Source organism: Paraglaciecola arctica (assembly GCF_018861065.1).
Lineage (GTDB): Bacteria > Pseudomonadota > Gammaproteobacteria > Enterobacterales > Alteromonadaceae > Paraglaciecola > Paraglaciecola arctica_B.
On record NZ_JAHKQO010000035.1, the window covers coordinates 1 to 13,100 of the forward strand.

Annotated in this window: 5 protein-coding genes and 1 pseudogene; 5 read left to right on the forward strand and 1 reads right to left on the reverse strand. The window is 39.8% G+C overall.

What is annotated here, in order from left to right; all coding sequences use genetic code 11:
• Window positions 1-486 precede the first annotated feature (486 nt).
• The 4 genes and pseudogenes from tnpA to KO534_RS13295 all read left to right on the forward strand — a co-directional run.
• A pseudogene (gene tnpA, locus KO534_RS23870) lies at window positions 487-597 on the forward strand (IS66 family insertion sequence element accessory protein TnpA); the annotation flags it as partial.
• A 55-nt stretch (window positions 598-652) separates the two neighbouring features.
• Window positions 653-847 carry an IS3 family transposase gene (locus KO534_RS13285; protein ID WP_215930156.1) on the forward strand — a complete coding sequence of 65 codons (195 nt, stop codon included), beginning with the start codon at window positions 653-655 and terminating at the stop codon, window positions 845-847.
• A gap of 19 nt (window positions 848-866) precedes the next feature.
• Window positions 867-1,619, forward strand: a complete 753-nt coding sequence (locus KO534_RS13290; protein WP_215930157.1) for a tetratricopeptide repeat protein — start codon at window positions 867-869, stop codon at window positions 1,617-1,619.
• A complete protein-coding gene (locus KO534_RS13295; RefSeq protein ID WP_215930158.1) occupies window positions 1,619-6,292 on the forward strand; it encodes a carboxypeptidase regulatory-like domain-containing protein in 4,674 nt (1,557 codons plus the stop codon). The genes KO534_RS13290 and KO534_RS13295 overlap by 1 nt, the downstream gene beginning before the upstream one ends.
• 474 nt (window positions 6,293-6,766) lie before the next feature.
• Here KO534_RS13295 and KO534_RS13300 read toward each other — a convergent pair whose 3' ends face one another.
• Window positions 6,767-8,833 (reverse strand): tetratricopeptide repeat protein, encoded by a 2,067-nt coding sequence (locus KO534_RS13300; protein WP_215930159.1) that lies wholly within the window; start codon window positions 8,831-8,833, stop codon window positions 6,767-6,769.
• A gap of 417 nt (window positions 8,834-9,250) precedes the next feature.
• Here KO534_RS13300 and KO534_RS13305 point away from each other — a divergent pair.
• On the forward strand, window positions 9,251-13,100 hold a 3,850-nt coding region (locus KO534_RS13305; protein ID WP_215930160.1), incomplete at its 3' end, for a DUF11 domain-containing protein.

Consider the following 13,100-nt stretch of genomic DNA (forward strand, 5'->3'; position numbering starts at 1 on the left):
CTATATGGTCGACGATGAGTAAACGCCACCTCGGAATATTGGACTGGATATAAAGCCAGTTGTTGCGGATTAAAAAATTATGCACTTCAGATTTGAACCCGTCACATCAAGTTCAATATTTGACTGAATTACAGTTGTTAATTGAATAGCATGATCTTAGCCGACTACATGAAGCCAAACAGCGATACTAGTAAACTTCCCTAAATGGTCATTATTGGTTTGATGCACATCTTCTCTAGTCAAATTATTAGCTGTAAAAATAGTTGCAGTTATTCCAATTAAACCCATTATGATAAATAGCAATATGCCTCGAATACTAAGTAATGATTTAATTGTGGGCGTTTTTTCTTCTATTGATTCTGACTTTTTATTAAGCGTCCGACAAACCCCACGTATGACACGCGAATAATTTAATGCAGACGACTATTTCTAATAGAAAAAGGAAATAGCATGGCAAAACAAAGATGAACACGTTATCAGTGGACAGATATTATTGAGCACTGGACGCAAAGTGGCCTCGCGGCAAAACAGTATTGTGAAGAGCACGACCTAGTATTGCAAACTTTCCACGCCAGACACAGGACTCTGTCTAGATAACGTTTTGGCAGAAAGCTTTCTTTACTCGCTTCAGACTGAACGTATAAAGTGAAAAGTGCACGCTACCCGAAGTGAAGCTAAAGCAGATTTGTTTGATTATGTAGAAGTGTCATACAATAGAGCTCGAATACATAGCCATCTTGGTCATGAGTCTCCAGATGAAAATATATATTCACAGGCAAGCCACGTTTCTATAAAACTGGGGGAAGATCATATTTATGTGAACGCCAAGGTAAGCAACAAAAAATGACAGAATGGATGACTAAGTAATGAAAATTAAAATAATAATTTTAGTTGGTGTGGTTGTATTACTCGCTATTCTATTAACGTCACATTTATTTGAGGGTTTACTTAACCCTGAAGCACAAAATGAAATCACTTCATCAAATCAACTATCCTCTATAAATATTGATAGTAGTGAATTATCAATAACACAGCATTCTAGCAACAAAACGTCACTCAATACTGCTGATAATGACAAATTGAACTTTGCTCTAAAGGCATTTCAACGCAAGCATTACGATGTTGCTTTCCGTTCATTTAATGAGATTTCTCAAGTAAGCAACGTCGCTAAATTTCATCTCGCGAAGATGTATGAGCAAGGTTTAGGAGTTGCGCAGAATCCGAAACGTGCAATTCGTAATTATTCTTCAGCAGCAGAGCATGGCTCCACTGATGCGATGAAGGCCTTAGGCACACTTTTTAGTAATGGAATGTTGCTAGGAAAAAATTATAAAGAAGCCTTTCGTTGGTTTCATCAGGCGGCAATGGCCGGCGATACTGAGGCGCAGGGGCGAGTAGCACTAATGTACAAAAATGGCCAGGGGACCTCGGCTGATATAGTCTTAGCTGATGCTTGGCTCGATATATCCTGCGCTGAAAAAACTAGAAGTATATGCTCATTAAGAAAAGGTTTTTTATTAACGCCAGAACAACTGAAACAATCACACTTACTTAGCATCAAGTTTCAAAAAATGGTCACGCAGTCAGCAAGTAATTCATCTTACACAAGGATTAATTAATGAAAATCATCATTTCGCTTAAACGGATTTTCACCCTGGTATCTTTTTTATTGCTGACCAGTATTTGCGTACAAGCGCAGGCAGTTCAACTTGACGGCACTGTCTTTGGTGGTAGTTCTCCTTTGCCTGATGTGCAGGTTTCGCTATATGTACAAGGCGAAGACGAATCCAGCGCCGTGGTAACAACAGATAATGCTGGTCAGTACTTATTTGATGTGCCTGCAGGGACTTATGATCTAGCGTTATCACCATTGGTTAGCTCTGGATATGCTAGTACTGCTGTTACAAGTATTTTAGTTGGCTCAGTTGATGTTACTCATAATGTCGTTCTCATTGATAACGCATCAATATTAAATGGTGTCGTTAGAGATGGTGAAGGTTTACCGATTAGTAATATCCTATTAACTATCAACGATCAAATAAGTGGTACAAAAATAGCCAATGTATTATCAGATGAAAATGGTACTTACTCGGTTGCCTTAGCCGATGGCATTTATGAAGTCGATGTTCGATATTCTTACGGAAAAATTACCAATCAACCGAGTCCAGAACTATTTACAATATGGCCATTAGAATCAAACGTGTCGGTAAGTGGTGATACCGTAAAAGATCTGGATTTACCGTTTGTGTCCTTAAGTGGTCAAACGCTGGATAGTAATGGCGTTGCTGTTGCTGGAGTCACAATAAGCGCTGATAGTTATTGGTCAGATCCAAATGTAGATTTTTATCAATTTAGAAAAGTGGTTACTAGTACAGTTTCTGATGAATCCGGTAATTATTCAATGGTAGTGTTAGAAGGCTTGGATGCATTAGTACTAACACCTCCTGAAAACCCTAATTCAGTTATAACTTTTATTAATGGGCTAGGACTAACTTCTAATACAGATCGAGATCTAGTTTTAGCTGAACAAGCGAATTTGACAGGTATTGTTAGAGATGGCTCTGGTTTACCCATTAGCAATATTCAGCTGACTTTTAATGATCAATCTAGTGGTACAGAAATCGCGGCCGTATTATCAGATGAAAATGGTACTTACTCGGTTGCCTTAGCCGATGGCACCTATGAAGTCGATGTTCGGTATGCTTACGGAAAAATTACCAATCAACCGAGTCCAGAGCAATTTACAATATGGCCGTTAGAATCAAACGTGACGGTAAGTGGTGATACCGTAAAAAATCTGGATTTACCGTTTGTGTCCTTAAGTGGTCAAACGGTTGATAGTAATGGCGTTGCTGTTGCTGGAGTCACAATAAGCGCTGATAGTTATTGGTCAGATCCAAATGTAGATTTTTATCAATTTAGAAAAGTGGTTACTAGTACAGTTTCTGATGGATTCGGTAATTATTCGATGGTAGTTATTGCAGGATTAGACACACTAGTACTAACCCCCCCTGAAAATTCAATGCTTGCAATTTCTATAGTAAATAATTTGGGGGTCATTGCTGATACAAGTCGTAACTTAGTACTTCAGCCATTGAATTATTTAACTGGTGTCGTCAGAGATGGCTCCGGTATAACGATTAGCAATATTCAACTGACATTTAACGATCAATCTAGTGGTACAGAAATAGCAACAGTGTTATCAGATGTTAATGGTGAATATTCGGTTGCCTTAGCCGATGGCAGTTATGAAATTGATGTACGGTATGCTTACGGAAAAATTACCAATCAACCGAGTCCTGAGCAATTTACGATATGGCCATTAGAGTCTAACGTGACGGTAAGTGGTGATACCGTAAAAGATCTGGATTTACCGTTTGTGACCTTAAGTGGTCAAACGGTGGATAGTAATGGCGTTGCTGTTGCAGGAGTCACAATAAGTGCAGATAGTTATTGGTCAGATCCAAATGTAGATTTTTATCAATTTAGAAAAGTGGTTACTAGTACAGTTTCTGATGGATCTGGTAATTATTCAATGGTCGCTATTGCAGGATTAGACAGTGAAGCTATATTGCCACCAGAAAATAGTGGTTTTGCCCAAACAGTGCTTAATGGGCTAAATCTTCAGCAAGATACATCTCAAGCCATTATCTTAAATTTTGTTGATTCTGTTGCTCCGCTTATTCTCAATGGCCCCATGATTCGTGATATCACGTCATCATCAGCAGTCATTGAATGGACAACAGATGAGCCAACTAACAGTGTTGTCAGTATTGGCGGCCAAACTATCACCGATACCGATTTTGTTACCAATCATATAATACCAGTTACTGGGCTAACGGCTAATAACACCTATTCTGTTACGGTTGAATCAACTGATGAGCAAGGTAATGGCCCTGCAAGTGGCGTAGCAAGTTTTACTACTTTAGAAACCCCTGATAATCAAGCACCAGTCATTATCAACGGACCATTGGTTGAGCAAGTCACCCATAACAGTGCGGTTATTAAATTTGCAACCGATGAAGTAGCAACCGGTGTTGTTAAACTCTATCAAGGCGAAACGTTAATAGCGCAGCTCAATACGGCTTTAACCACTGAACACGAGGTTTTATTTTCTGAGCTAAATGCTAATGCTGCCTACGAAGTGCTAGTTGCAGTGACCGATAGCTTGGTCAATGGCCCAACACTTTCACAGCGAGTAGGTTTTGTTACTTTAGCTCTCGCTGATACTACAGCCCCTATCATTTTATCTGGCCCTTTTATTTCGGATATTACCAACTCTGAAGCCACGGTTACCTGGATAACGAATGAACCAGCAAGCAGCGGTATTTCTTATAATGACGGCACCGCTTATGGCGTGTTGAGTAATGATGAGCTAACTACCGACCATAAAATGCGCTTAACGGGCTTAGACAGTGCTACTGATTATAATGTAACGGTATCCTCCCAAGATGCTAAAGCGAATGGGCCAACACTAAGCCAAGTTGAAACTTTTTCTACTCTAGTCATTTTGGACACTACGGCGCCTAAATTACTTGGCATACCATTGGTACATGAGATTAACAAGAACCATGTGGGTTTATTTGTCCATACCGATGAGACTGCTGCAGTACAGATTCACTTTGGCCTGTCTGCCGATAATCTAGCGCAAACAGCAGGTCAGGCTGAAGCAGGTACTAAAACGAAAATTAATCTACAACATCTTGCTGCATCAACGCGATATTACTATCAGGTACAATTAAGTGATGAAACAGGTAATACCGCTTTATTGCCAGAAATTTATAGCGTGATCACTGCTGCCCAAAACAAAAATAAAACCTTGAGTTTTGCTGTTCCTCCTATTGCTGCATACACATCTGATGCAACTATGGTCGTTATTTGGCGTACACATCAACAATCCGAAGGGCAACTTCGCTGCACTGCAGCCAATGACAACGTTTATTTAGTACAAAGTAAAGCCATTGATAATGATAGTGGCAATCGAAGCAAGGGTTTACGTCATCAAGCGACTTTAACTAACTTAGCGTTAAATACAGCTTTTGAATGCTCTGCATTAGCTTATACAGCAAAAGAGGACCCTGTCGGCATGCCCGTCGAGCAAACACAGTTAACAGCATCTTTATTTGATAGTGTTATTACGGGGGAGGGTACGGTAACGATGGATGCTCAGGTTGATGCTACTGCGCCGATTTTTATCAGCGAACCTGCGGTTGTATATATCAGTAATCGTTTAGCGGTTATTGAGTGGGACACTGACGAGTTAGTTAATGCATCCGTTTCATATTGGCCACGAGGCTCTAATGAAGTTCAAATAAAAAGCAGCACTGAGTTTTTAAGTTCACATCAAATTCCATTAAATAATTTGTCTCAGTCGACAATTTATGAATATCAAGTAGAGGTAACTGACCCGTCTGGCAATGTTACTTTATCAGCGCAAAAAACATTAACTACCACTGCGAACGCTGATAATACCCCAGCCTTGTATGTCGACGTTCCGACAACCAATAATATTGCTACAGATTCCTTTTCTATCGCTTTTGTGAGTAATGAATTAACCACAGCGCAAATATCTTATGGTTTCTCTGCCTCAGATTTATCATTGCAAACATCGATAGAGACTCCTCGTATTATTCATCAGATTACACTTACCGATTTAGCATTGAGTAGTGTTTATTTTTATAAAGTAACTTTGAGTGATTTTGCAGGAAATATAACGGAAAGTGAGGTTATCCAAGGAAATACTACTGGCTTTATTATTGTTGAAGATAGTGACGGTGACGGTATCATCGATGCAGATGATGCGTTTCCTCTGATTTCGATTGGTAACTATGTTGATACCGACAACGACGGCGCACCAAATGAATGTGATAGTAATTGTCTAGCACTAGGTATGACCGCTGATGCTGACGATGATAATGACGGGATTGCCGATATTGATGATCCGTTCCCGCTAAATCCAAACACGGTGCCATCATCACCCGTTATCACGTCCATCGAAACCGAGGACGGCGCCTTGCTTGTTGGTTTTTCAGCTAGCGGAGATGGTGGCTCAAGTATTATTGATTATACCGTTTCTTGTGGTGCCAACAGCGTCACCAGCGCGCAGTCTCCCATTAGAATTTCGAAACTTGAGAATGACGTTACTTATGCCTGCTCTGTCACGGCACGTAACGCACTGGGTAACAGTTTTGCGTCTATTATTGTCAGTGCCACACCAGAGGGAATAATCAGGAGTGGACTGAATATTCCACTCCTTAAAGCAATACTGGACGCCCAACAAGCGAAACAATAATTGAATTTACAATCACGACTTTATCATTATTTTAACAATGAAATAGCACGATGAAAAAACATAACCTCCCCACAATAAAAAAGTTTGGCTGTTGCTATTAATGTTGTGTCAGGTTTTTTAGTATTAAATGTTATTGTGTTTTATATGCCACTTTTATTAGAAAACGAATATTGCGACTCCTATGTTTCATTCGCTATATGTGGTTGGCCGGACCTTACCATATCCGCATTTGGCGCAATTAGCCTTAGAGATGGGACTACTGACGAGAGATATTTGTAGTAAAATGCACCACAGTAAATCAAAGTGCGATTGCTCGCTTTGTCTAAGACAACTACCGGATTATTTTTAAACTTAAACTTAAACTTAAACTTAAACTTAAACCTCAAAGTTGTATTAGCAGTTGAATAATAGAATTAGAAAAAGAACAAATTCTGAAAACATAGGCTAACCAATTGAAAGTAATGGGCACTTTTTTTAGCTGGCACTATCTCGTTCAAACAGAAATGCCAGGTCTGGTAAATTGATATATGTCGGGCATCTTTTTGCCGCTGATGTCAGTAATGCTTGTGCTTGATTAAATTTTTCAAAGTAAGCATTAATAAGTGCTAAGCGAATAATTGCGGAAGATTCAAGATTGGCAGAAGAATCAGTGAGACTCTCTATTCTTGGTTTTAGCGGATCGTTATCAAAGTGAAGTTTTTCTCCGTTTAGTAGCCGTAATTTTACATTGTAATAGAGGCCAATTGCTTCGTCTGTTGGCGTTAAATTACCTCTGAGTGTATCGCGCTCAATAATTCTTAGGGCTTGTTGATAATATTCTTTTGCTTCCACATACATATTCAGTTTTTCAGCTGACTCTGCGATGGCACCATACCTATTATGTACACCATAGTCACTAATACTCTCCAACGCCTTTTTCCTATATTCAAATGATGTTTGATAATTTTGATTATAATAATGTACTAGGCCGATCATTTCATTTGCTAGATAATAATCGGTAGATAGTTTTAATGATTCAGCAAAATAGTTCAGTGCATCTTTTTCATTTGATTGGCAAAAACTGAGGGTCCCTAAATTAACATAAGAAAGCTCATTCGGATTGTATGTAACGGCAATAGCCATTGAGTCAATTGCAGCTTGCGTATTTCCTATAGAAAATTCAATTAAACCTAATGTATTATAAGACCGCCAGAAGCTTGGATCGATGAGGATTGCTTGGTTCAAAAGTTTTTTTGCTTCAGTAATATATTCCTTGATATCAGGGCTTTGTTTGTAAGCATCAAAATTCGTTTCAGCCAATGCGTGTACGTAATCAACACCTTTATTCCATGTGTCGTCAACTGACTCATGGAGTTTTAGCGCTTCTTCAACTCGACCCGTGCGTCTAAGCAAGTAAAAATTAACAGCATTTATATAGGGATGATAAGAAGCAATATTCATTGCTTCATCACAGGCTAATTGAGCTTGTTCTAAAAGTAATTTTTCATTTCCGCCCCAACTTTCATCAATCAATGCTTTACAAATGCCAGCATAAGCACTGGCAAATTTGGGGGATGTGTCTACCGCGGTTGAAAATAACTCATGTATTTTTTTAAAATTTGAAAAGTCTTGCGATTGATCTAACAGTTCTCTGCCTTTCAAATAATTTAGTACCGAAAGCTTATTTGCTGGTTCACTAAACTTAGAGGTATGTGCCTCACGAAGTCCAGTTTCAAATTCAATTGTGGAAATTAGATCCTCTAAAAATAGCATAACGTCAAGTTCAATATACGACCGTCTAATAGATGTTGACCAAATATCCTTACCTTCGTTATCCGCATATAGCGACGCAGTTATATTAATAAAAGCACCAATTTCAGTAGCTTCTATTTTTAGAAAAAAATCGGCTTGTAATTCATGAAGGATACTACTAGGTGTAGAGTCTTTACTAGAAATTTTATTGAACTGAGAATAGTTAGATAAAGTGTAACTTTCTTCAAGTTTTTTTATCAACAATGATAAATGCAGTAATTTGCTACTTCTTTCATCAGAGTCAACAACAAGTGAAAAGGTACCTAATATTGGCTTCTTATTTGCAAACCTCCCCTCGTGGTTTTTATTGGTTTGCTGCTCAACTTTAATTGTTAGAACACTAGATGTAAAAATAGTCGCTAATCCTATCGCTCCTAATAAGATAGATAGTAAAATGATTCGAATATTAAGTGGGGATTTAAGAGTGGGCGTGTCTCCTTTTCGTTCTGATATTTGCGCTACTGGAGTTTTTTCTCGTTTTTCTTCTTCGGTCGTTTTATAGAGTGTATAGGCTTCTACGTTTAGCGCCGTTGCTACGCGCTGGATGGTATAAGGTGAAACGGGGATTTCACGAAATATTTTACTGACCATATCTTTAGGGACAGAATCAAGATTTTCTATGTCAGCAATAGCTTCAGCAAGAGAAGCTTGAGTTTTGTAACCAGCGATTGCCAGGGCTTTTTCGAGTTTTACCCTTGACGCTTTAATCCCTCGTTTTCTTTTTCGTGATTTTGATCCGTTATTCAACATTTGGGGAGTCTGTTTTCCTTAACACTAAAAATTCACGGCTGTTTTTCAAGGTGCGTTATCTGCTCATCAAAAATACACAACAGGAAAATTTCTATTCTTGATTTTATGTTTAAACCCATTTAATAACATTACTATAAAAAACTGATTTAGATCAACCGTTGAAACAAGGCGTTTCGCTTGGGTATATTTGTAAGGTATTTAAAATTATCTTGCCTAATTGTGCTTAAGTACCGTTAACTCTCTACATCTAAAGTTTAAATTCTTATGGATAGTGTGCATGCTATGCCGACAGAAAGACGAATAATTAGAATTTTTGCAACTTCTTCTGTTTATGAGCAATATAAGTGGTTATCATCAACACAAGAAAGAAAAATCAAAAAATAATATTCACAGTTAGTTATAAGACATGAAAATCATATGAGATCGAACCAAATGGAATATTGCAATAACAACTACAAAATTTTTTTAAAGCGAATATCAACTTGTTTTTTCTTACTCTTGGTAGCGACGATTATCTCTTTTCATGCATCGGCTATTACGGTAAATGTAACTAGCGATAGCGATAGAAAAAACGCCTCTGCACCTAAAATGTTCAAGATATATGTTAGTAACACAGATAATGTTACTAGAGACAACGTAATAGTTACGGCCAGTGTTCCTGCATCTATGAGGTTTTACCGGAATGCATCGAGACCACTTAGCACTAACTGCAACTCTTCATGTGGTTCAGGTAGCTCTCCTCAATGGGAGTTGGGGAACATTGCCGCCGGTCAATCGAAAATTATTCATGCTTATTATTTCATTGAGTCAGACGCAACCGAAGACCTATTAACACATTCCACATCGGTAACTTATGATGGGATATCTTCGGCAATAGTTAAAGAATACGAGTTATCCATTGATTTCAGTGCCTCTGCTGCAATTAGTGTGGCAGCAAAAAGTCAGCAGGTGTTGGCTGGCGGGAACATCGAATTTGAATTGAGTTATGGAAATATTGGTGATTCTGGCTGGGTTTCAACAGAACTTAGTGCCAGTTTACCTGCAGGAACGACTTTCGTTTCTGCCTCAGACGGCGGCACTGTGGTAGGTAATGATATTGTATGGAGTGCTGGGGTGTCTAATGCAGGTACTAGCGGTAAACGATTCTATACCGTCAAGGCAAATAATTCAGCATCTGTAGCTACCTTGTATGAGAGTAAAGTAACTGTTGGTAATAATGGAACAGAATTGGCGTCTGCAAATGAAAGCGTTGTGGTTAAGGCTGACGCTAATTTAACATTGGATGTGACAATTACGGGTGACACTCGTACTTCAAATCAATATAGCTACTACCGTTATGTGGTTGCCAATAAAGGCGGTGTATCTTTAACTGATGTGACATTGAATGTGTTAATCGGTGCTGGTTCAGAATTTTCGCAATACGAAACATTGCCAAACCTATCAGGTTGTTCAAGTAATTGTGATGCATATGAATGGGCTAACCTCAATATCGGTCAATTGGATGCTGGAGAATCACGGGTACTAGTAGTTCAAGTATATTCTAGAAATCCGGTTGATGGGGCTCCCTTAATAAGTTATGCAATGGTAACGGAAAGCAGTGGTAATTACACGGTAGGTGCCAAACCGACTGTGTTGTATGACAGTTCAGATAATCTGATGTTGAGCATGACATCAAACAAACAAGTAGTAGATGCCGGTGAAGTGCATCGATATGAGTTGAGTTATGGGAATATATCAGGTAGCGCAGTGCAAAACCTCGAGTTAGAGATGGCTTTGCCAGAGGATGTTACATTTGTTGAAGCCAGTGATGGTGGCAGCCTGGCAGATGGCGTGGTAACGTGGCCGCTGGGCACACTTAATACTGGTAACAGCGGTAAACGTTACGTCACAGTGGCAGCATCTGATGCTCTAGGTGATGGTAATGTGTTGGTCAGTGAAGCGTTACTTAATACAGGTGGCCCGTCATTGGTGCGAGCCTCAGAGAGTGTGGTGATTAAATCAGGCGTGGATTTAACACTGGACGTGACAATCACAGGCGACACTCGTACTCCAAGTCAATATAGCTACTACCGTTATGTGGTCGCCAACAAAGGCGGCTTATCTTTAACGGATGTGACATTGAATGTGCTAATCGGTGCTGGTTCAGAATTTTCGCCATACGAAACATTGCCAAACCTATCAGGTTGTTCAAGTAATTGTGATTCTTATGAAGTGGCCACATTAGCTATCGGACAATTGGATGCGGGAGAATCACGGGTGCTATTAGTTCAAGTGTATTCTGACAATCCAGTTGATGGGGCTCCCTTAATAAGTCATGCAATGGTAACGGAAAGCAGTGGTAATTACTCAGTAGGTGCCAAACCGACTGTGTTGTATGACAGTTCAGATAATCTGATGTTGAGCATGACATCAAACAAACAAGTAGTAGATGCCGGCGAAGTGCATCGATATGAGTTGAGTTATGGGAATATATCAGGTAGCGCAGTGCAAAACATCGAGTTAGAGATGGCTTTGCCAGAGGATGTCACATTTGTTGAAGCCAGTGATGGTGGCAGCCTGGCAGATGGCGTGGTGACGTGGCCGCTGGGCACACTTAATAGTGGTAATAACGGTAAACGTTACGTCACAGTGGCGGCATCTGATGCTCTAGGTGATGGTAATGTGTTGGTCAGTGATGCGTTACTTAATACGGGGGGGCCGTCATTGGTGCGAGCCTCAGAGAGTGTGGTGATTAAATCAGGTGTGGATTTAACACTGGATGTGACAATCACAGGTGATTTTAGGCCAAATACAGATTATGTCTACTATCGTTATGTGGTCGCCAACAAAGGCAGCGTATCTTTTACGGATGTGAAATTGAATGTGCTAGGCGGTGCTGGTTCAGAATTTTCGCCAAGCAAAGCATTGCCAAACCTATCAGGTTGTTCAAGTAATTGTGATCCTTATGAAGTGGCCACATTAACTATCGGACAATTGGATGCGGGAGAATCTCGCGTTCTGCTTGTTCCTGTCTATTCGAAAAACCCAGTTGCTGGCGCTCCTTGGATTACACATGTATCTGTGACTGAAAATAGTGGGAGTTTCACACTGGGAACTAAGCCTACTGCTAGTTATGGCGTTTTAGGTGTAACCAATAATCCGCAGTTGGTCGTCGAAGCTGATACGTTTCTTGTTGCACCGAACCAAGAACAGACATTTTCGCTTAATTTAGGCAATGTAACGGGGGCTGCGCTTAACAACTCCTTACTTTCTGTAACAATACCTGATGGTTATCAATTTGTTTCAGCTTCTGGACTAAAAGTAATTAAAGGAAAGCAAATATTCTGGCCTATCGGTAATTTAGGCAACAATATTTGGGTTAATGAAACAGTTGTACTTAGGGTAGAACCCGGCATATCTGACGCTGAAGTACTTGTTTTAGAAGGTGAACTTAGAAATGGTGACGACAATGAGCTTGTCGCTAGATCGTCAGTATCTTCCGTTGTGCAAAGTGCCTTAGGCTTAACTCTTGATGTAACCGGAGGCTTCGTTTCACCACTGTCTGCAGGAGATACCATAAATATGGGGTTGAACATTATTAATAATGACAATGTTCAATTGGCAGATATTGACTTAAATGTCATGGTACCTATTACTACTTCGGCCAATGAAGCTTCTGCAGGTGCTGATGGGTGCTCTGGAAGTACTTGCGAAGTCTTTGAATGGGCTAATTGGGATATAGGCAATTTAGATGCATCGCAATCTTCAGTAAATTCGATTACTCCGCAACTTTTAACAGGTAACAATGGTCCTGCAAATGGTTCTATCCTGACTGCGAATATAATAGTGACTCAAGGCTCACTTCCTAAAAGTGATATTGCGCTAATTCGAAGTTGGGGGGTGGGCGCTGAGTTTGAAGTGAATACTAATCATGATAGCGATGGTGATTTGATACCTGATTGGTGGGAAATGACATACGGCTTAAACAGGTTGCTAGTAACTGATGCCTTGCTTGATGGCGATGACGATCAATTGAGCAACGTAGAGGAGTATCAAGCTGGTACTGACCCGACGAATGAAGACTCTGACGGTGACGGTATTAATGATGGCTCTGATGAGTCGCCGCTAGTTTTTGACACTACAGTTCCTAGAGCGCCGAGCATCATTTCTATCGAAGTAGAAGATAGTGCTTTGTTGGTTAATTTTTTACCTGGCTATGATGGTGGTTCAAGTATTCTAGATTACACAGTAACCTGTGGAGACACGAGTGACACCAGCACGCAATCAC

Coding starts and splice junctions, on each gene's coding strand:
- KO534_RS13290 (WP_215930157.1), top strand. CDS start 867: ATGAAAATTAAAATAATAATTTTAGTTGGTGTGGTTGTATTACTCGCT.
- KO534_RS13295 (WP_215930158.1), top strand. CDS start 1,619: ATGAAAATCATCATTTCGCTTAAACGGATTTTCACCCTGGTATCTTTT.
- KO534_RS13300 (WP_215930159.1), bottom strand. CDS start 8,833: ATGTTGAATAACGGATCAAAATCACGAAAAAGAAAACGAGGGATTAAA.